Source organism: Mucilaginibacter corticis (genome assembly GCF_007558865.1).
Taxonomy (GTDB): domain Bacteria; phylum Bacteroidota; class Bacteroidia; order Sphingobacteriales; family Sphingobacteriaceae; genus Mucilaginibacter; species Mucilaginibacter corticis.
Map to the genome: position 1 here is coordinate 746,083 of NZ_VLPK01000001.1, position 21,998 is coordinate 768,080.

Consider the following 21,998-nt stretch of genomic DNA (forward strand, 5'->3'; position numbering starts at 1 on the left):
TTTGCCTGCTTATTTAAAATAGTTGACCACATAGCCCACCACTTCTTTGGTATAAAACTCCCAATTATACAGCACATTCGAATCAGGCAGGAAATTCATTATACCGAAGCTGACATCGATGCCAAAGAAATTGCAGGGATAAGGCACTACGTCTATTCCCGCTTTTTTAAAGATCATAGATGCCCTGCGCATATGAAAGGATGATGTAACCAACAAATACGGCGGGGGCAAATGGCTTTTAGCTAATACTAATTTAGAGAATTGCGCATTCTCAATCGTGTTCTTCGATTGGCTTTCTGTAAGGATCAGGCTGTCGGGGATATTGAATGCAAGCAGTTGTGTTTTTACCCATGTAGCTTCCCTAAACTGGCCGGGCATCAATATGCCGTTACCACCGCTGATCAATATGTGCGATGCCTGTTTGGTTTCAACCAGCTTAACGCCTTGAATAAACCTGTCGGCCGAGTTATTAAAATGCCCTTCAGCATCTGTTGCGCCTGATGAAAACCCACCTAGTACTATGACACAGCTATACTTCTTGTTGCTATCAATAGTATAAGGCTTTACATCCCAGATCTTTTGAAAACATAGCAGAAAAAAGGGTGCGGTAAACACATAAGACACCAGAATTGCTGCTATAAAGAACCGCCTCTTCCGCCTACGGTTTTTGCTTAGCACGCCAATAATTACCAAAGCCATTATCCAATAAATTGGCAATAACATAAAAAGGAATACTTTCGATACTATAAAATACATAAAGGCTTATTACATTAATTGTCTTTACCTGCTCGCGGGCATATACCCGCTTCTGCAAAAGTGCAAAATAATACTTAAGAGTGTTTATCGAAAGCGGTTTGTCGCATAATCCTGCTACCGCAGGGACAAAAAAGAGACGCAAAGTATTGCGTCTCTACAACAAAACAAAAGCTTTACGGATTAAATTACCGCTACCAGTTATCTGTCCTGAATGGTGAAGCCGGCAGATTGGCTGCATTGAATAGATTTGGCCTCGGCACAAACTTCCATGCAAAGCGTACGGCCACCGGTTGGGTAACATCCGGGCTTGATACAATGATGGCATCACCATCTATAGTAGCAGTGGCAGGTACAAACTTTTTATCGGCACCGGCAATAGTAAATTCCTTTAGCGCACCGTTTTGCGCGTTAAGGCCTTTAGCAAACTTAAAGTAGATCTTTACTTTATCGCCCTGCGTTTCCATTTTTTCATAGATTGGACCTGAGTAATCAATACTACTTTGATGGTAGGTTTTAACCAAAGCCCACGCAGCCAAACGTTTGCCTACAATTTCCTTATTACGCGGGTGGATATCCAAAGAATCAGCAGCATCGGTAATTACGGTGATACCGGTGTTGTTAACATTTTTATAGGTATAAAGCTGCGCATCCCGGACATCCGGTGAGACCACTACGTGCGGTGCCACCTGTACAAAGTAAAATGGCAGATCACGATTCCACAACTCACGCCAGCTTTTGATAAGCGCCGGGAACAGGGTTTTATATTGCTCGGCACGCGGTGAATTTGATTCGCCCTGGTACCAGATAACGCCTTTTATTCCGTATGGAGGCAAAGGAGCGATCATCTGGTTATAAATCTTAGCGGGTTTAGTCGGATTAGTTATTGGGTTCCATGGTTCGCCGGGTTTTTGAGGCAATGCGTTGGCTGGTTTACCAACAGTATCCAGCTTCCATTTGACAAGATCTTTTTTATACTGTTCAATTTTTGCAGGGTATTCGCTTGCTTCCTTGTCGTACGTATCAATCAGTTCGGTTTTTAAGTTGGGATAGCTTTGCAACACATCCCGACTTACCCATGATTCGGCTGGTGTACCTCCCCATGATGAGTTGATTATGCCTACAGGATAACCCGTGGCCTGGCTCACTTCCCGCGCGAAATAATAGGCCACTGCCGAAAACTCGTACGAGTTTGCCGGGATGCAGGTTTTCCATACACCTATCAAATCTTGCTGCGGCGTTTGCGCAATATTTTGCGGTATTTGGAACATGTGAATCTTAGGGTTGTCTGCTTTGGCTACTTCGGCTTCATAATTGTTTACGCCGGTGCGCCAGTCGTGATAACTGCCCAGGGTAAACTGCATATTTGATTGGCCCGAAGCCAGCCAAACCTCGCCTAACAAAACATTTTTTATATCGATATGATTTTTGCCTTGCACGCTTATGGTGTAAGGACCGCCGGCATTGCCGGTTTTGAGCCATAATTGCCACTTGCCATCAGCACCGGTAACGGCGCTTACTTTTTTGCCATTCCAGCTGCCGGTTATGCTGATGTTTTCGCCCGCATCGGCCCAGCCCCATAATGCCACTTTCGATTTTTGCTGCAGTACCATATTATCGGTAATGATGGCCGGTAATTTGACATCGGCAACTGCCGCCAAACAAATAAAGCAAAATGAAACAAGTAAAAATATGCGACGCATAATGGATTATTTAGGTGTGTTTTACAAACATATCTAAAATATTAAAACGCAGGTATGTTATCCATTATACAATTTGATCAATTTGAAAAGAAGCTGTCATGCTGAGGAACGAAGTATCTGCCGGGCGGAGATTGCATAGTTTGCAGATCTTTTAGTTCCCCTCTTGAGAGGGGGCGTGTTGAGTGTGCGGCTGCCGGGGTGTGTTATCACGCGAAAAGGACACACCCCTCCGCCCCTCTCAAGAGGGGAATCGCACTACCCCACGCTTTCAGGGTTCAGAATGACAATAGCTTTAAAAAAACACCTCACCCTTTCCCCTCATAAAAATCATTCACCGCCTTGGCGCCTCCTGCTATGTTGGGCAGTTTCATTTCAGAATATTTACGGGCGAAGATGATACCCTGGGCACCGGCCTTTAGCGCGGTCATGGTAGAGCGATAAGCATCTTCAGGAGTGGTTTGTTTGTTCTTGGCAGCGTTAGGGATATCAATATCCAACCCAGCGTAGATCTTGCATTTGCCTTGTACACTGTCTAAGGCGCGCTTGGTTTCTTTGGCGACATAATCCTGCGGCATTCCTTCTTTACCTAATGTTGCCAGGTCCATATCCTCATAATTCATCAGGCGGTTATTCAGTTTCAGGTATTCTTCTTTGCTCAAATCGCCAAAAACGGTCGACGCGTTTGAATTGATATAACCGGCATATCTTGAACCGCCTACAATGTTATAGATCACTGGTTTAATAAAATCGGCATAAGCTAATCGTTCATAAGGCATTTCGGCTTTGGTGAAGGGGCTAAGACTGTTGGAGTGCCAGATATGAAACCCCGCCTGGATATTAGGTTTGACAGCTTTGGCCGAATCATATACATTGCGATAAGTAGCATGGTTAGCATCTGTCCACAGTTTTTCGTAAGCCAGTATCTCCGGATAATCGGTCATGATGCGCCAAAACTGCGCGAAATAGCCATCAACCGGGCGCTGTCCAAGTGTCGACGCCTTGGTAAAATCAACCAGTTTATGGTAGCCTTCTAATGCCCGGTCTACATCAATACCCCGTTCTTTGGCAGCTTTGCGATGGTAGGGACAAAAACAGGTGATCCTTGCCGAGGGCCGCTCTCCTTTAAACGGTGCTATGGCGTTATTAAACGGCCCCTGCCTTTCAGAACTCCACATCAGCCCGTCAATATCATAACTTGAGCAGATATCTTTGGTCATACCGCTTACAAAGTTGATGTAATTGGGGTTCAGGTCGCAGCAGCTTTCTACATGCTGTCCATAAATACCGGTTTCCTGTAGTTTGGCAATGTTGGGCACATCTTTATGCCAGGTAAAACTATCCTGGTTGAAAACATAGGTTTTAAGTCCGCGTTTTTTGGCTTCTGGTAATACGGCGGCCAGCATATCCCAGTCGCCATGATCCGGCGCTTTGGTGTCTTTTAAAATGGTGTTCTTGTAAAATTGCGGATGCGGGGTAGCAAAGTTGCCGCCTTTAAAATCAAGATACTCCTGTTTGCCGTGATCAGGAAAAGGATAGCCCGGTATCTGTCGCCCGCCAATGCCTGTATCATAAGTAAACGTAGCCAGGAAAAGCGTATTGATAGGCCCGGCAGCCTGTATATTATCCAATACCTGGTTTACCCCCTCGTCAATAAAAGAAATAGCGCCAACCTGTATGCCGATAACATTGTCAATTTTAGCAGAAGGTTTAAGCATGGCTGCCTTAGTTAAAGCCGATGGGATCATAGCGGCTGCGCCTAAGGTCAACCCTCCTTTAACTATATCACGGCGCGTAAAATTGCTGTTTATTTCTTTTTCCATAAATTAATTGAAAACGATGTCATCTCGACCGATAGTGAGATGACAATTTTGTTTTGTTAATTAGCCACACAATCCTTCACCAGCCACATCTTACCATTCGTCTTTGCCCAGATGTACAGCACATTGTCTTCGCCAAGACCAAACCGAAGGTCAGCTTTTTTATTTTTTACCATGTCGCAAAAGGTCGATTTTTGATCACCAAACTGCAGGTCGAATTCTTTGATAACCGACTGCTTACCTAATTTCAGGTCAGCATTTTCAACGTAAAAAACACGCCCTTTTACAATATCGCCAAAAACATATTTGCCTTTTAATAATGGGATATCGCCGGTATAAACAAAGCCGCCGGAGATGGAATTGCCCTCGTCATGGTCATACTCGGCAACAGGGTAAGTATATTTTGGGTCGTCATGTGCAGGCAGGTGATAGATGCCGCTTTTCTTTCCGTTAAAGTTTAACAGGTACGTTCCTTCACGCGCGGGCCAGCCATAGTTAAGGCCGGGTTTAAGGATATTGATCTCCTCAACATTACTAAAACCGATATCTGATACCAGGATCTTACCGTCAGGCGCCCAGGTAATTTTATTGGGGTTACGGAAGCCCCGCGCGTAGACCTCGCCTAAAATTTTCGAATCGCCGGTTTTAGCCCAGGGATTACTTGCAGGTATGCCATATTTACCGTTACGGCTGTTCCTGCCCATCGGGTCGATGCGCAGGATAGAACCGCGTGGGTTTGTTGAACCATTACATAACCATGGATATCCTAATTCGCCCGAACCGCCATCGCCAAAGTCAAGGTATAGTAATCCATAGCCCGGCATGCCCGGTTTAAGCATAGGGTCAAATATAATTTGCTGCATACCATGCATGGCAGAGGGGTTATTCATCCTGATCAATTCGCGCGGGGTGGCTTCAAAAACCGCCGCGGTTGGGTCTTTAACTTTCCATTCGGTAACTACCCATTGTAAAGCCACGGGTATCGAATCGGCATAAGCAAAGTCAGCCGGTGCCGAGCCCTTTTTTTCGGTATGCGTGGTGTACATCAAACCATTCTTTAAAAAATCGGGATGAAACGCGAACGCTCCCCATCCTGTCCCAAGTCCTGGTTCATTAATAAAGTTTTGCTTCAGTTTAGCCATATCCATCACCACGTTAAACTGCTTGTTTTTTATTTCATACAGCTTGCCCCGCAGATCAAGCATGAACATGCGGTTACCTTGGTCTGTCTTTAAAATAAATGTCTGGTTAATGCGCGTTAACGGGTTTTTTGTGGATGTTGCCGGGGCGGTTGCCCATTCTTCCAGCTTTAAGGTAAGGCCGGCTTTAGCTATTTTGGTTGGGAAGGGATCTGTTACAGGCTCGCCCAATCCCGCGGTATTATCTGCAACCTCGGCCACTTTTTTATGGGTATTGATAAAAGACAAAAGCGCTTTCAGATCGCCGGGGGTAAGCTGCGGATGAGCGGGCATAGGCACCTTATATTCGGCAAATAAGGCTACGGCCCGTTTATTGCCGCTTTTTATTACCTGCTGCGAGTTGATAATGAATTTGCTCAGGTATGTATATGATGCATCGGCGGTAACCCCGGCCAGGTCAGGGCCTATCCCCCGCTGCCTGAAGTTGTGGCACTCGGCACAATTTTTCTGGAACAGCGCGTCCCCTTTTTCAATTACCTGCTTATTGGCCGAATAGGTAGCCGCGCTTTTTTGAGCGAAGCTATTACCCGCTAATAAGCACAAAAACGCAACTGTATAACTACAAAAAGCCGGCAAAAAACTATTCTTTTTTAGCCCCATATAAAAGATAATTAAGTGGTTTTAATTGGTATTGCCCCTTACTCCATCTAAGATATGTAACAAAGAATGCTTTTTGAGTTTCGTATCAAATTAAATACATTTTCGAGCTATTTTATTGGTGATGACGGCGGCGGCGAATCGGTCATTACCACCGGCACAATTGTACCATCGGCATTGTAGATCAGTTTTTCAATAGCTACCCTTCTAACTCCACGGAACGGGCCTTTCTCGTCTGTTCTGTCCCAGCGGTGGTAAATAATGAACCATTCTTTGGTTTTAGGGTTCATCACAAAAGCATGATGCCCCGGCCCTTTGTGTGTTGCATCACTCACTAAAATAGCGCCCTTATAGTCCCATGGCCCCAAAGGCGATTTTGACATGGCATAATGCACCGAATAGGTAGCATTGTTGTAACTGCCATGGCTGTATGATAAATAGTAAATACCATTACGCTCGTGCATAAATACCCCCTCGGTAAAGTGCGGCGGCTGGTCTACTTTTATTTCATGGTCTATCTCCACCATGTTCTTCTTCAATTCGAACACCCGCAACGTTGATCCTGCACTGCCGCCGGTATAGAGGTATGATTTCTTAGTTTTCGGGTCGTCATAAACCATCGGGTCAATGGCCTCAAAATGATCTCCGCCGGTAAGCAATGGCTTGCCCGAGTCTTTAAAATCTTTGTTAGGGTAATCAGAAACAGCAACACCTAACCTGCTCGGCTTTGGATTTTGCGGGCCGACAGAATAGTATAAATAAAACTTGCCCTTATGCTCCAGCACATCGGGCGCCCAAAGGCCGTGGTTTTTTACGCTGTCGTCTTTTATCCAGCTTATATCTTTGATATTGATCAGCTCGCCGCGGTTTTGCCAGTGTACCAGATCGGGCGATGAATAGCCAAAGAAACGGTCGTCCCTGCGGAACCTCCCCGTGTCTGATCCATTGGTAGGATACACCCAGTACTCTTTACCTATTGTAATGGCATCCGGGTCAGCACCGGTAATAACCGGGTTAACCTGGGCATTGGCTTTTAAAAAAGATATGGCTATCAGTGCAGTTAAAGCGGCTGATTTGATCAGTAGGTTCTTCATGATATGATTGTTCAGTATTGTTATAATGAGTCGCGCGATGTTACTTTAAACGGAATAGCTATATGCTCTTTGGTGTTATTCAGCGCCATCTCGGCGGCTTTTTCGCCCATCATTTTAAAATCGGTCGATATCGTGGTGATACCATTCAGGATCACCTTTTTTAATGGGGTTTCGTTATAAGATATCACACCAATGTCCTTCCCTATTTTTAATTTACTGCTGATGATCTTTTCAACCAGTTCCACCAGGTCATCTTCCATCAGGTTAATATAAACCGTGCCCGGCGTTAAGGTTTCCTGCTGCAGATCGTGGATGGTTTCATACTCAAAAGCGTATTGCCTGCAAAAACTGATGAAGCCTTTTAATATCTCCTTAGAGTAATAGCTATTTTCCGGAAAAACGATCTTGAGCGTATGATATTTGCTTAGCTTATCTAAAAGTTCTGTTAAGGCATCATAAATATCCTGCTCAAAGTTTTCATACACAGCGCCAAAGTCACCGGTTATATTTTCCAGGAGTTTATCCATCAATATCAGCTTTTCTTTTGGCAGGTCGTTTATGATCGCGCGGGCCGCGTTTGCCGGGTTCTCAATAAAATGAGGTATGATGATCAGTTTTGAATAATGATCGATATTGCCGGTAAGCAGCTTTTTAAAAAAATTAAAGTTGTTGTTGTAGATATAAAAATCGATCGCGGCGTTACTGCCCAGCACTTCGGCAAAGGCATCATAAATAATCTTTTTATGGCTGCTTAACTTATTGAACAGCAGCAAAACTTTAACGGGCTGGTCAAACTGCGTGTTGCTGATAAAGTAACCCTTACCCGCAACCGAATTAATGACATTGTATTTTTTAAGCTCTTTATAAGCCCGTTCAATGGTGTTGCGGGCTACCTCAAGCGCGATGCTTAAATCATTGATAGATGGTAAAATATCTTCTTTTTCAATTTTTTGTTCTTCAATACCCCTTAGTATCGAATTGCAGATCTGCAGGTACTTTGGCGTAATGGAGTGCTCATCAATTTGAATTATTTTGAGATAATTTTTCATCGCTTTATTAACATGCTCTGGGGACTTAAGTTTTACCAACTCTTTACCGCTTTCGCGAAAAGAGGGTTATTACTTAAGACAGTAGGGGACGGTTAACCAAAATCATTTTCGTTAACTTGCCATATCCAATTATACATTCTTTTTTAGTAAACAATGAGAAAAACCTTCTTTTTATTTATCGCCTTACTTGCCGGACAGCTCTGTTCTGCGCAAATTAAGGTGCAGCGTTTAATGACCGAAAACCTGGTAAACCCTGTGGCTATTGATGCCTTGGGTCCCCGTTTTAGCTGGCAGCTGGATGGCGGCCAGACACGCGGGGTAATGCAGACAGCTTACCAGATCAAAGTTACCGATGAGGCCAACCACGTGGTTTGGGCACCTGCAAAAGTAAGCAGCGACCAATCCATGTATGTAAACTACCAGGGTAGCGCTTTAAAATCGGGCCAGAAATATACCTGGCATGTTAAAGTTTGGGACAACCACGGCAAATCGGCAGAAAGCCTGCCGGCAACCTTTGGCATGGGCTTGCTAAAAGCCGACGACTGGAAAGCGCAATGGATAGGTCCCGCCCGGGAAGAAGCATCAAGGCCAAGCCCTTTGTTAAGAAAAGGATTCACTGTAAATAAAAAAGTTAAAAAAGCCATAGCCTTTATCACCGCGCATGGTTTATATGAGGCACACATTAACGGCAAACGCGTAGGCGAAGATTACCTGACCCCAGGCTATACCAGCTATAACAAACGCATTCAATACCAGGCCTATGATGTAACCAACTTATTGCAGCCCGGCGCTAATGCTGTTGGTGCAAGCCTGGGCAGCGGCTGGTACCGCGGCGTTTATGGCATAGGTACGCGCCATGAAATTTATGGCAAGGATATATCGCTGCTACTACAGATCAACATCACTTATGCTGATGGCAGCACTGCAACTGTAGCAACTGATGATAGCTGGAAAACATCAACCGGCGAGATTCGTTATGCAGAAATATATATGGGATCGACCACCGATGCCCGCAAGGAACAAAAAGGATGGAGCACCGCCGCGTTTAACGATAGCGGCTGGAGCAAAGCTGTAATTGGTAACTATCCAAAAGACGACCTGGTGGCTACCGTAAATGAGCCGGTTAAAAAACACGAGATCTTTAAAGTGGTAAAAATGTTCACCACACCTAAAGGCGAAAAGGTGCTTGACTTCGGCCAAAACCTGGTAGGCTGGGTTAAATTTAAGGTAAGTGGTAAAGCAGGCGACAAGATCGTGATCTCACACGCTGAGGTGATGGATAAAGCCGGTAACTTTTATACCGATAACCTGCGCGACGCAAAAGCGCAAAATACCTTTATTTTAAGCGGTAATGGCGTAGAGACTTTCGAGCCGCAGTTTACCTGGCAGGGGTTCCGTTATATTCGCATTGAGGGTTACCCGGGCGATATTAAACCTGAGGACTTTACGGCAACTGCCGTTTATTCTGACATGGCCCCTACCGGTAGTTTTAGCTGCTCAAATCCAATGATCAACCAGTTACAGCATAACATTCAATGGGGACAGAAAGGCAATTTCCTGGATATCCCTACTGATTGCCCGCAGCGTGACGAGCGTTTAGGCTGGACCGGCGACGCGCAGGTATTCTCGCGCACCTCTACCTTTAACATGAATACGCATAACTTCTTTGCTAAATGGTTAAAAGATGTTGCTTTAGATCAGTTTAGCGACGGCAGTTTGCCACACGTTATCCCTGATGCTTTTGACAACGGTCGCCCAACCGGCGGTGGCGGCAGTGCGGGCTGGAGCGATGCTACTACCATTATCCCGTGGAATATGTATTTGGCCTACGGCGATAAACAGATCCTGGAAAATCAATATAACAGTATGAAAGCCTGGGTAGGCTTTATGAAAAGCCGCAGCCATAACAACCTATGGAACGTAGGCGATCACTTTGGCGACTGGCTGTTCTATACCCGTAATGATGATAACGATGGCAGCGCGGCTATCACCAGTAAATACCTGATCGCGCAATGCTTTTATGCACACTCAACGCAGTTATTGATCAACGCCGCTCAAGTTTTAGGTAAAACCGATGATGTTGAGACCTATACCAAATTATTAGCCGATGTAAAAGGCGCTTACCTGCGCGAGTATGTTACGCCAAACGGCTTGATCTCGTCAGATACGCAAACTGCTTATGCCGAGGCCCTGGAGTTTGATATGTTGCCTGAAAATTTAAGGGAGCAAGCGGCAGGCCGTTTAGCAGACAATATCCGTCGTTATGGCAATCACTTAACAACCGGCTTCTTAGGTACACCTTACCTGTGCGATGCCTTAAGCAAATACGGCCATGCTGATGCAGCCTTCAGGTTGTTATTGCAGGAAGAATATCCGTCATGGTTATACCCTATCAAAATGGGCGCTACCACTATCTGGGAGCGTTGGGATGGTATCAAGCCTGACGGCGAATTAGAAGTTCCATCAATGAACTCATATAACCACTACGCTTATGGCGCCATTGGCGACTGGATGTATCGTACCGTTGCCGGTATCGACACCAAAAGCGAGCAACCGGGTTATAAAGGCATCACTATAAAGCCGACCGTTGGCGGTAACTTTACACAAGTATCTGCCGATTACGAAACGCCTTATGGTAAAGCCAGCTCGCATTGGAAAGTTGAGAACGGTAATTTTGTTTTGGATGTGGTAATACCGGCCAATACTACAGCTACCGTTTACATCCCTACAAAAGGCGACAGCGCGGTTACAGAAGGCGGCAAACCGGTTACCAAAGCAGCCGATCAAATTGCGGGCTATACAGCCGTTAACGTAGGTTCAGGAAATTATCATTTTAGTACATCAATGTAATTTTAAAAAAGATGGAAGTAATTTTTGGAGTAATATTTCACTTTATCGGCGGCTTTGCCTCCGGTAGTTTTTATATCCCTTATAAAAAAGTTAAAGGCTGGGCCTGGGAAAGTTTCTGGATTGTAGGCGGTATCTTTTCATGGCTGATCGTTCCGCCTGTTGCGGCCTGGTTAACCATACCGCATTTTATGGAGATCATTAAGGCAACCAACGGCGGCATTTTAGGCCTGACCTATTTCTTTGGTTTATTATGGGGGATTGGCGGTTTAACTTATGGCTTAGGTGTGCGTTATTTAGGCGTTTCTTTAGGCAGTACCATTATGCTCGGCCTGTGCTCAGTATTTGGCGCTTTGGTTCCAGCAGTATATTATCAATTTTCGCCACAGGATGGCAAAGATAGCATTGGATTAATGGCTTCAACAGAATGGGGCCACTATGTATTAATAGGCATCATTACTTGTGTTGTTGGTATCATCATTTGCGGTAGAGCGGGGACACTTAAAGAACGTGACCTTTCTAAAGAAGGTGCCGCTGCTAACGAAAACAAAGATTACCGTTTTGGGATGGGCCTTTTGGTTGCGATAGTATCTGGTGTATTAAGCGCTTGTTTTAATTTCGGACAGGAAGCAGGCAAAGTTATGGCCGATAATGCCAACCACTTATGGCAAGTAGCACACCATACTACTGATAGTTTCCTGTTTCAGAACAACGTAATATATGTTGTTATACTTTGGGGCGGCTTAACAACCAATTTTATTTGGTGTATGATACTAAATGCACGTAACAAAACCTTTGGTGATTATTCCAACAAACAAACACCATTATTAAAAAACTATATCTTCTCGGCATTGGCCGGCACAACGTGGTTCCTTCAATTCTTTTTTTATGGAATGGGAGCCAGCAAATTAGGAAATGGCGCAAGCTCGTGGATATTACACATGGCGTTCATTATCCTGGTAGCCAATATCTGGGGGATAGTTTTAAAAGAGTGGAAAGGTGTTAGCAAAAAAGCGCTTACAACTTTAATAATAGGTATAGCTGTTATTATTCTTTCCGTTTTACTGGTAGGACGTGGTAATTACATTCACGATCAGCTGAATACCCCGCCTAAAACAGCGCAAATTGAAGTAAATAAATAATAAATACGATCAACACAAAAAGTACAATAATGTCTATCAAAGAAACAAATTTTAAGCATGTAAGCTATTTATGGGACGATGCGGAAGCTGCAAAGCTTGCCGGTGACGAGGTCGCCCTGTTAATTTATCGTTCAAACCTTTTAGGTGCCGATCTGCGCTTAACCAATTACGGTGGTGGTAATACCTCATGCAAAGCAATGGCAAAAGATCCGTTAACCGGGCAAGAAGTTGAAGTAATGTGGATCAAAGGATCTGGCGGCGATATTGGCACTTTGAAAAAAAGCGGCCTTGCTGCTTTATATGTAGATAAATTACGCAGCCTTAAAAACGTATACCGCGGCCTGGAACATGAAGACGAAATGGTAGAGTTATTTAACCATACCATCTACGATCTTGCTTCAAAAGCGCCGTCTATCGATACACCGTTGCACGGGTTTTTACCGTTTAAACATATTGACCACCTGCACCCCGACGCGGCCATCGCTATCGCGGCAGCAAAAGATGGTAAACAGATCACTGCCGATCTGTTTGGCGGTACTATTGGCTGGGTTGAATGGCAAAAGCCGGGCTTTGACCTTGGCCTGCAGTTAAAAGCCTGCTTAGATGCCAGCCCGAATATTCGCGGTATCATGTTAGGCTCGCACGGGTTATTTACCTGGGGCGATACGGCTTATGAAAGCTATATCAACACTCTTGAGGTAATTGAAAAATGCGCCGAATACCTGGAGCAAAACTATGGCAAAAAAGGGCCGGTATTTGGCGGCGCCAAAATACAAAGCCTTGATGAAGCCGGCCGTCAAAAACAGGCTATAGCTTTAGCACCTATATTGCGTGGTTTCTGCTCGTCAAAACAAAACATGATAGGCCACTTTACTGATGACGTGCGCGTATTAGAGTTCATCAACTCGAATGACCTTGACAGGCTTGCACCATTAGGTACCAGCTGCCCCGATCACTTTTTACGCACCAAGATCAGCCCGCTGGTGTTAGGGTTAGGAAAAGACGAAGACCTGAGCGATGTTGCAGCACTTAAAGCACGCCTTGCTCCTGCTTTCGATGCTTACCGCGCCATGTACACTGAGTATTATGAAACCTGTAAACATCCAAACAGCCCTGCTATTCGTGATGCCAATCCAGTAGTTATTTTATACCCGGGTGTGGGCATGTTCACCTTCGCAAAGGACAAACAAACCGCCCGTGTAGCTGCCGAGTTTTATACTAACGCCATCAACGTAATGAAAGGTGCTGAGGCAATATCTGATTATACTTCATTACCGCGCCAGGAAGCATTTAATATTGAGTACTGGTTGTTAGAAGAAGCTAAATTACAACGCATGCCTAAGCCAAAAGCTTTATCAGGCCGCATTGCCTTGGTCACAGGCAGTGCTGGTGGTATTGGCAAAGCTATCGCCAAAAAATTCGCCGAAGAAGGTGCCGTTGTGGTATTGAATGATATGAATGCCGAACGCCTTGAAGGTGCCGGCGAAGAGTTTAAAAAGCTATTCGGTAAAGATGGCTATACTACAGCTATTCTTGACGTTACTAAGGCAGACCAGATTGCTGATGCTATTGGCAAAGCAACACTGGCATTTGGCGGTGTCGACCTGATCGTTAATAACGCGGGCCTGTCTATCTCAAAAACCATAGCAGACCATACCGAAAAAGATTGGGACCTGTTATATGACGTACTGGTGAAAGGCCAGTTCCTGGTAACACAAGCTGCGGCCGGCGTAATGCAAAAACAGGATATCGGTGGAGATATTATCAATATAGTAAGTAAAAACGCGTTGGTGAGCGGGCCAAACAATGCCGGTTATGGCAGTGCCAAAGCCGCGCAGCTACACCTGAGCAGGCTAAACGCTGCCGAGTTAGGCGCAGACAAGATCCGTGTTAACGTGGTTAACCCCGACGCGGTGATCAGCGACAGCAATATCTGGGCAGGCGGCTGGGCAGAGGGTCGTGCCAAAGCTTATGGCATTACCGTTGCAGAATTACCTGCATACTATGCTAAACGTACTTTATTAAATGAAATGATCTTACCTGAAGATATAGCCAATGCCTGCTTTGCTTTTGCAGGTGGCTTATTAAATAAATCTACAGGGAATGTGTTAAATGTTGACGGCGGTGTTGCAGCTGCATTTGTAAGATAATTATATGGAACAGTATAAAATTGATGAGTACAATCATCAGCATATTAATGACCACCAGCGCAAATTTAATTTTGTTGCCGAATATGTGGCTCAATTAGACGATGTACTGCAAAAACTGCAGGCCTTTAATATTGCTATACCAAGCTGGGCATTAGGTACCGGCGGTACCCGTTTCGGGCGTTTCTCGGGTGGCGGCGAGCCGCGTACGCTCGAAGAAAAGATCTCTGACGTAGGTACTATCCATGCTTTAAACAGGTCAAGTAATTCCATCTCGTTGCATATCCCCTGGGATATCCCCGAAAATGCAACGGCTATAAAAGCGCATGCCGCGCAATACGGCCTGCATTTTGATGCTGTAAATTCAAACACCTTCCAGGATCAGAAAGATGCTAAACTGAGTTATAAATTTGGCTCATTGCACCATACCGACAAAGCGGTGCGCGACCAGGCTATTCAGCATAATATCGACGTTATAAAATACGGCGTTGAACTGGGTTCAAACGCATTATCGGTTTGGCTGTCTGACGGATCAAACTTCCCGGGACAATTAAACTTCCGTAAAGCTTTTCAAAATACACTGGACAGCCTGCAGCAGATCTACGCGGCATTGCCCGACGATTGGAAAGTTTGGATAGAATACAAACCATTCGAGCCAAATTTTTATTCGACCACTATTGGTGATTGGGGCCAATCGCACCTGCTGGCATCTAAACTGGGCAAAAAGGCGTTGACCTTAGTTGATCTTGGCCACCACCTGCCAAATACCAATATCGAGCAAATTGTTTCTTTATTGCTGATGGAACAAAAGCTGGCAGGTTTTCACTTTAACGATTCAAAATATGGCGATGATGACCTGACCGTGGGCAGCATCAATCCGTACCAGTTGTTCCTGATATTTAATGAACTGGTTGAAGGTATGGATGCCCGTGGCTTAAACCACGCCACAGGTATAGGCTGGATGATCGACGCATCGCACAACGTTAAAGATCCGATAGAAGACCTGATCCAATCTGTCGAAGCTATAAAGATAGCGTACGCGCAGGCTTTACTGGTTGACACCAAAGCATTGGTTGAAGCACAGCAAAGTAATGACGTGGCTAAAGCGCAGGAAATTTTACAAGCGGCGTACCGAACAGATGTGCGCCCGCTGCTTGCTGAGGCCCGCTTACGCGCGGGTGGCGCTTTAAACCCTATCGCTTTATACAGGGAATTGGGTGTACGTGATACTTTAATAAAGCAACGCGGTGCAAAAACCGTAGCAACAGGTTTATAGCATGAACCCTATACCAGTTATCGCGGTTTTTGATGTAGGCAAAACCAATAAAAAGCTTTTCCTTTTTGATGAGAGCTATAATATTGTTTTTGAACGCTCGGCAAGGTTTAATGAAGTTACCGACGAGGACGGATTTGCCTGCGAGAATTTAGACGCACTGAAAAAATCAGTTTTTGATTCGCTGAACGAGGTTAAGCGCTTAAAGCAATTCAGGCTTGAGGCGGTTAACTTTTCAGCCTACGGGGCAAGTTTTGTATATTTAGACGAAGATGGGAATACGATAGCGCCGTTGTATAATTACCTGAAACCATATCCCGAGGTGCTTAAAAAGCAATTTTATGATACTTATGGCGATGAAGCGACAATAGCTTTTGAAACTGCGTCGCCTTCATTAGGGAGTTTAAATTCGGGATTGCAGCTGTACCGTATTAAATACGAGCAGCCCGAGTTGTTTAAGCGCATTAAGTACGCGCTGCATTTACCGCAGTATTTAAGCTACCTGGTAAGCGGCAGGCCGTTTTCTGATTGCACCAGCATTGGTTGCCATACCGCTTTGTGGGATTTTAACAAGAACGATTACCACAATTGGGTGAAGAAAGAAGGATTGACTAAGATCCTTGCACCCATAGCACCATCAAACGGTGTGGTTGAACCGAAAACCGAAGGTGAGCTTTACCAGGTAGGCATTGGCTTGCATGATAGTTCCGCAGCGCTGATACCTTATTTAGCCAGCTTTAACATGCCATTTGTGTTACTGTCGACGGGCACTTGGGCTATTAGCCTTAACCCGTTTGACAGTTCGCCGCTTACGGTAGAAGAACTGGACCAGGATTGCTTAAACTACATTCAGTACCGTGGCAAACCGGTTAAGGCTTCACGCTTATTTAGCGGGCATGAATTTGATGTGGGTATAAAAGCCATTGCCGAGAAGTATGGCGAGGACGTGATCAAATACCGCAATATCCCTTACAGTACAGAAACACCGAAGGAAGAAGACGTAGCGGCCTATTATGACCTGGTACACGAGATCATTGGCATGCAGAAAAAAGCGACAGAACTGGTACTACGAAACACACCCGTAAGGCGCATTTTTGTTGACGGCGGATTCAGTAAAAACTCGGTGTTTATGCACCTGCTGGCAAAAGCCTTTCCTGATGTTGAAGTATATGCGGCTTCCATGGCACAGGCTACGGCGCTGGGTACAGCCCTATCCATCCATTATAGCTGGAATACCGCACCAATACCTACCGATCTGATCAACCTTAAATATTACTCAGCCATACAGCCAGCTATTTATTAGGCTTGTTTATACCGGCTTTATAGACACAGGCGACGTGCCTGTGTTTATAAATGCCAATATTACAGTATGCTGATGAAACGGCAAAAACAACTCGTTTCCCCGGCAGATATACCTATTTTGCCGCTAACGGGTTTGGATAATTATCGCTCTGATCTTCGATCACATCATCCAGGCATTGAAAATCTTTTTCTATCAACAGGTATAATTCACCGTCTTTGCCATCAAATCCTACCCGGTCAGTTTGCGCCAGCTCGGCCAACTTAATAACCGGAATTGTTACTGTAATTATATTATCTGCAAATAAAGCCGTCAAGCTATCCTGTTCTGCCGCTTCAAGCCTGTAAATTAATTGCCGGTTGCCAAAATTTGTACTATCCTGCAAATACTGATTTTTATAAAATAAGTCTACATCCGTCTTAGTCAAACGATAGCGTACGAAATTGCCTTTGATCCTGATCTTCATAGTAAATTGCGTTTAAACAGATAGATTAGTTACTCCGCCGATGATTATAATAGCCGGATGTTTTAATTGTTTGCTATCGGCCATAGCTACCAGGTCTTTTACCGCCCCTTTAACAGATTTTTGTTGAGGCAAAGATGCGTGCTGAATAATGGCCGCAGGCATATTGCCATGCCCGGCATCTAAATATGTAGCCGCTATGGATGCCAGTTGTTTCATCCCCATATATATAACTACAGTAGCATTGCTTTGCATGGCCAGTTTTAGATCGGCCGATAATGAGCCGTCCTTTTTAGTACCGGTTACGGCCCATATGCCTTCGCTAATGGCACGATGGGTTAGCGGTATATCTTCTAACCCCGAAGCCTGCATGCTGGTAATGCCGGGTATGTATTGGGTGTCAATACCTTGCTCGCGGGCAAATAGTATCTCTTCAAAGCCACGTCCGAAGATAAACGGATCACCACCCTTTAACCGGATAACGCTCCCCTTGACAAATGCGAAATGTTTGATCAGGTTATGGATCTCTTCTTGCGAAGTGTAAGCGCCATAAGGCTGTTTGCCTACGTAAATATGCTCGCAATCTGCTGGTGTAAGGTTTAGCAACTCTTTATTGGCCAGGTTATCGTACAAAACTACTTTTGCTTCTTGCAAAAGGCGATATCCCCTTACTGTTATCAGGTCTGCACTGCCTGGCCCGGCACCTAAAAGATATAATATAGGTTTTTTTAAACTATCTGACATTATTTTTAGTATATATTTAAAATATCTGTTCAAATAAGTGATTAAATAGATAAATTTTTAATTGATTTTAGATTTTTTACAAAAATTATAATCATTAATGATGCAAATTATGTTTTTTAATCTATTATTATGTACTATTTAACAAAATATATGACCAATATAACAATAATTATTTGATTTTTCAGATTAATTTATTTATAATTGCTATTGTAAATGCAATATAGGTCGCACTTTAATTGAATTTACTTAATAAAAACGCTTTAACAAACAAAAACGTCATGATAAAACCTACCATTATAGTAGTTGGCAATGGCATGGTTGGATACAAGTTTTGCGAAAAGCTTGTATCCAAATCGTCAGGGTTCAACATAATCGTATTTGGCGAGGAGCCACGCCAGGCTTATGATCGCGTACACTTGAGTGAATATTTTAATGGAAAATCGGCAGATGACCTGTCCATGTCAACCCGCGAGTGGTATGATGAGCAAGGTATTATGCTGCGCCTTGGTGATCCCGTACAGGAAATAAACCGCACCACAAAAACCGTTCATTCATTATTAGGTGTCAGCATACAATATGATTATTTGGTACTGGCTACAGGTTCATCAGCGTTTGTTCCGGATATTCCCGGGATAGAGAAAGACGGCGTTTTTGTTTATCGCACTATAGAAGATCTGGAACTGATAAAAGCCTATGCCGCTAATGCCAAAACCGGCGCGGTAATGGGAGGTGGCCTATTGGGTCTTGAAGCCGCCAAGGCATTAATAGACCTGGGCATTGAAGATACACACGTAATTGAATTTGCGCCGCGCTTAATGCCAAGGCAGATCGACTCGGCAGGCAGCGGTATGCTGCAATCAAAATTAAAAGAGCTTGGACTGAACGTGCATTTAAATAAAAGCACATCATATATAGGCGGCACGCACAAAATAGACGCGCTGCATTTTAACGACGAAAGTTTATTGCCTGTCGACATGCTGGTTATATCAGCGGGCATCCGTCCGCGCGATGAAATAGCCAAACTTGCCGGCCTGCAGGTTGGCACACGCGGCGGCATTATGGTTAACGACAAAATGCAAACCAGCGACGAAAGTATTTTTGCCATTGGCGAATGCGCCTTATACGAAGGCATGATATACGGCCTTGTAGCGCCCGGCTATGAAATGGCCGATATTGTGGTATCGCAATTAACCGGGGGCAGTAAACTGTTTTACCCCTATGACATGAGCACAAAGCTCAAACTAATAGGCGTTGATGTTGCCAGCTTTGGCGACGCGTTTATTACCGAGCCTGATTGCCGCACCATTGTTTTTGAGGATACCCACAAAGGTATTTACAAACGTATTAACATTACCATAGACGGCCAATACCTGTTGGGTGGCATTTTAATTGGCGATGCGGATGCCTATAATATGCTACTGCAAACCGTTAATAACAAACTGGTATTGCCTCCTAACCCGGAAGACCTGATCTTAGGCTCAAGAGGCGGCGCAGAGAGCGAAGGCGCAGGCATCATGAGCCTGCCTGACGATGCACTGATCTGCTCATGCGAGGCGGTTAATAAGGCTACCATTTGTTCATCTGTTACTGATTTAGGCATAACCGATATTAACGGCATAAAAAAATGCACTAAAGCCGGCACCGGTTGCGGGGGCTGCGTGCCGTTGGTAAAGGACCTAATAGCCGGCACCATGAAAGCCAACGGGCAATATATTAAAAACGTATTATGCGAGCATTTTGAATACTCCCGCCAGGAGCTTTATGACTTGGTCAAAATCAATAATATAAAAAATTACGATCTGGTACTTGATCACTTTGGCCACGGCGATGGTTGCGAGGTGTGCAAACCTGCAGTGGCAAGTATACTGTCAAGCCTTTGGAACGATGTTATTGTTAAACAAGATACTATCCAGGATAGTAATGATCGCTTTTTGGCGAATATTCAAAAGGGCGGCACATATTCTGTAGTGCCACGCATTCCGGGTGGCGAGATCACCCCGGATAAGCTGATTGTGATTGGGCAGGTGGCTAAGCAATACGGTTTATACACCAAAATTACCGGCGGCCAGCGGATAGATCTTTTCGGGGCGCATTTAAATGATCTGCCCGATATTTGGGAGCAACTTATTGAAGCCGGTTTTGAAAGTGGCCACGCTTATGGCAAGGCTTTGCGCACGGTAAAAAGCTGTGTCGGCAGTACCTGGTGCAGGTTTGGGTTGCATGACAGTGTATCGTTCGCTATTGAAATTGAGGATAGGTATAAAGGTATCCGTGCGCCGCATAAATTAAAGGGCGGTGTAAGCGGCTGCATCCGCGAATGCGCAGAGGCAAAATCAAAAGACTTTGGTGTTATTGCTACCGAAAAGGGCTGGAACCTATATGTATGCGGTAATGGCGGCTCAAAACCGCAGCATGCCGAGCTGTTCGCGACAGATATTGACAAAGAAACTTTGGTTAAATACCTGGACAGGTTCCTGATGTTTTATATTAAAACCGCCGAGCCATTATCGCGCACAGCTACATGGCTAAATAAAATGGATGGCGGATTAGCCTATTTAAAAAATGTGGTGATCAATGATAGTTTAGGCATTTGCGGCCAATTGGAAGAAGAAATGCAGGCCTTGGTAAATACCTATCACTGCGAATGGAAGGAAGTTATTGAAGACCCCGCCCTGCGCAAACGCTTTACACATTTTGTAAACGCGCCCGAAGAAAAAGACCCTTCAGTACAATTTGAACCGATGCGCGAGCAGGTAAAAGCAAAATGGTAACCTTATTATTTAAACAGACAAACACATGGAAACATTAATAGATAACTGGGTACTGGCCTGCTACGTTGACGATGTGCCCGAAAACGGCGGCGCCTGCGTAAAGTTAGGCGATGAACAAATTGCGGTTTTTAATTTTACGCGCCGGGGCGAGTGGTTTGCAACGCAAAATCTCTGCCCCCATAAACAACAAATGGTATTATCAAGAGGAATGATTGGCAGCACAGGCGAAAACTGTGAACCAAAAGTAGCCTGCCCGTTTCATAAAAACACCTTTTCGCTTTTAAGCGGACAGTGTTTAACTAATGAAGAATTGTCAATTAAAACGTATGGGATACGGGTTGAAAACGGAAAAGTATTTATAAGCATTTAAGCAGCGTCTTCTGTTAGCTTTGAAAGCTTCTCGAAGTTTGCTATCGAGATCCTTTTGCCTGAAAGCACCAACAGATTTTCACTGATCAGTTCGTTAATAACCCGGAACACGGTTTCATAAGTAGCGCCCGAGAACGAGGCTAGATCCTGGCGGCTCAGTTCAATATTAATATAACCGTCGTCGGTTAGGCCAAATTGGTCTTTTAACATGATCAGCGCTTCGGCCACCCGCCCCTTTACCGGCATGTGCGCCACATTACGAGTTTTCCGTTCAGACACCCGCAGGTCATAAGCCAAGAACATTAAAAGCTTATAGGCAAAATCGGTGTTTACTTTTAGTGTTGTTTCAAAAAACTCCATATCCACGTAGCTTACAATACCCGCCTGGATAGCGGTGGCAGATATAGAATACACACCATCGCCACCTAAAGCGCGGTGGCCAAATACCATTCCCTCGCTGGCAAAACGTAAAATAAGTTCTTTATCTGCACCCCAGCGTTTATGCACTTTTACAATTCCATTATTTACAAAGAAAATTCCCTTTACAGGATCGCCTTCCTTGAAAATAATCTCTCCCTTTTTTACTTTGTAGTTCTTTTTATGTGCCAAAATTGCCGGAATCCACTCCTTAAGGCAGTTTTTGCACAAAAAACAGGTTTTCTCTTCGTCAATTATAGCTACTTTTTTCATTTGATCTAATAAAATCAGTTAATAACACAATATTACCCAA

Annotated in this window: 16 protein-coding genes; 7 read left to right on the forward strand and 9 right to left on the reverse strand. The window is 44.5% G+C overall.

The window, feature by feature from the left end; all coding sequences use genetic code 11:
• Nucleotides 1-9 precede the first annotated feature (9 nt).
• From FO440_RS03230 to FO440_RS03255, 6 genes are all read right to left on the reverse strand, one after another.
• Nucleotides 10-699 (reverse strand): YdcF family protein, encoded by a 690-nt coding sequence (locus FO440_RS03230; RefSeq protein WP_186292559.1) that lies wholly within the window; start codon nucleotides 697-699, stop codon nucleotides 10-12.
• Between the two features lie 248 nt (nucleotides 700-947).
• A complete protein-coding gene (locus FO440_RS03235; protein WP_144246785.1) occupies nucleotides 948-2,456 on the reverse strand; it encodes a sialate O-acetylesterase in 1,509 nt (502 codons plus the stop codon).
• A gap of 305 nt (nucleotides 2,457-2,761) precedes the next feature.
• Nucleotides 2,762-4,276, reverse strand: a complete 1,515-nt coding sequence (locus tag FO440_RS03240) for a hypothetical protein (RefSeq protein WP_144246786.1) — start codon at nucleotides 4,274-4,276, stop codon at nucleotides 2,762-2,764.
• 56 nt (nucleotides 4,277-4,332) lie between these two features.
• Nucleotides 4,333-6,015, reverse strand: a complete 1,683-nt coding sequence (locus FO440_RS03245; RefSeq protein ID WP_186292560.1) for a PQQ-dependent sugar dehydrogenase — start codon at nucleotides 6,013-6,015, stop codon at nucleotides 4,333-4,335.
• 164 nt (nucleotides 6,016-6,179) lie between these two features.
• Nucleotides 6,180-7,163 (reverse strand): family 43 glycosylhydrolase, encoded by a 984-nt coding sequence (locus FO440_RS03250; RefSeq protein ID WP_144246788.1) that lies wholly within the window; start codon nucleotides 7,161-7,163, stop codon nucleotides 6,180-6,182.
• Between the two features lie 20 nt (nucleotides 7,164-7,183).
• On the reverse strand, nucleotides 7,184-8,212 hold the full coding sequence (locus tag FO440_RS03255; RefSeq protein WP_144246789.1) for a GntR family transcriptional regulator: 1,029 nt from the start codon (nucleotides 8,210-8,212) through the stop codon (nucleotides 7,184-7,186).
• Between the two features lie 153 nt (nucleotides 8,213-8,365).
• Between FO440_RS03255 and FO440_RS03260 the strand changes: the two genes are divergently transcribed.
• The 5 genes from FO440_RS03260 to FO440_RS03280 are packed head-to-tail and all read left to right on the forward strand — an operon-like array spanning nucleotide 8,366 to nucleotide 16,924.
• Complete coding sequence (locus FO440_RS03260; RefSeq protein WP_144246790.1) at nucleotides 8,366-11,062, forward strand: glycoside hydrolase family 78 protein; 2,697 nt, start codon at nucleotides 8,366-8,368, stop codon at nucleotides 11,060-11,062.
• 11 nt (nucleotides 11,063-11,073) lie between these two features.
• On the forward strand, nucleotides 11,074-12,201 hold the full coding sequence (gene rhaT / locus FO440_RS03265) for an L-rhamnose/proton symporter RhaT (RefSeq protein ID WP_144246791.1): 1,128 nt from the start codon (nucleotides 11,074-11,076) through the stop codon (nucleotides 12,199-12,201).
• A gap of 29 nt (nucleotides 12,202-12,230) precedes the next feature.
• On the forward strand, nucleotides 12,231-14,351 hold the full coding sequence (locus FO440_RS03270; RefSeq protein ID WP_144246792.1) for a bifunctional aldolase/short-chain dehydrogenase: 2,121 nt from the start codon (nucleotides 12,231-12,233) through the stop codon (nucleotides 14,349-14,351).
• Between the two features lie 4 nt (nucleotides 14,352-14,355).
• Nucleotides 14,356-15,624, forward strand: coding sequence for an L-rhamnose isomerase (locus FO440_RS03275; protein ID WP_144246793.1), 1,269 nt, complete (start codon nucleotides 14,356-14,358; stop codon nucleotides 15,622-15,624).
• A 1-nt stretch (nucleotide 15,625) separates the two neighbouring features.
• Nucleotides 15,626-16,924 carry an FGGY-family carbohydrate kinase gene (locus tag FO440_RS03280; RefSeq protein WP_144246794.1) on the forward strand — a complete coding sequence of 433 codons (1,299 nt, stop codon included), beginning with the start codon at nucleotides 15,626-15,628 and terminating at the stop codon, nucleotides 16,922-16,924.
• A 112-nt stretch (nucleotides 16,925-17,036) separates the two neighbouring features.
• On the opposite strand, the gene FO440_RS03285 is transcribed toward FO440_RS03280, so the two are convergent.
• Together FO440_RS03285 and cobA are read right to left on the reverse strand one after the other, a co-directional pair.
• Entirely contained in the window at nucleotides 17,037-17,387 is a 351-nt protein-coding gene (locus FO440_RS03285; RefSeq protein WP_144246795.1) for a DUF7009 family protein, read from the reverse strand.
• Between the two features lie 12 nt (nucleotides 17,388-17,399).
• Nucleotides 17,400-18,128 carry a uroporphyrinogen-III C-methyltransferase gene (gene cobA / locus FO440_RS03290; protein WP_144246796.1) on the reverse strand — a complete coding sequence of 243 codons (729 nt, stop codon included), beginning with the start codon at nucleotides 18,126-18,128 and terminating at the stop codon, nucleotides 17,400-17,402.
• Nucleotides 18,129-18,406: 278 nt separating this feature from the next.
• Between cobA and nirB the strand changes: the two genes are divergently transcribed.
• On the forward strand, nucleotides 18,407-20,899 hold the full coding sequence (nirB, locus tag FO440_RS03295) for a nitrite reductase large subunit NirB (RefSeq protein WP_144246797.1): 2,493 nt from the start codon (nucleotides 18,407-18,409) through the stop codon (nucleotides 20,897-20,899).
• 25 nt (nucleotides 20,900-20,924) lie between these two features.
• On the forward strand, nucleotides 20,925-21,269 hold the full coding sequence (gene nirD, locus FO440_RS03300) for a nitrite reductase small subunit NirD (RefSeq protein ID WP_144246798.1): 345 nt from the start codon (nucleotides 20,925-20,927) through the stop codon (nucleotides 21,267-21,269).
• Here nirD and FO440_RS03305 read toward each other — a convergent pair.
• Nucleotides 21,266-21,958 (reverse strand): Crp/Fnr family transcriptional regulator, encoded by a 693-nt coding sequence (locus FO440_RS03305; protein ID WP_144246799.1) that lies wholly within the window; start codon nucleotides 21,956-21,958, stop codon nucleotides 21,266-21,268. The two genes, nirD and FO440_RS03305, sit on opposite strands and share 4 nt — an antisense overlap.
• Between the last annotated feature and the right edge of the window lie 40 nt (nucleotides 21,959-21,998).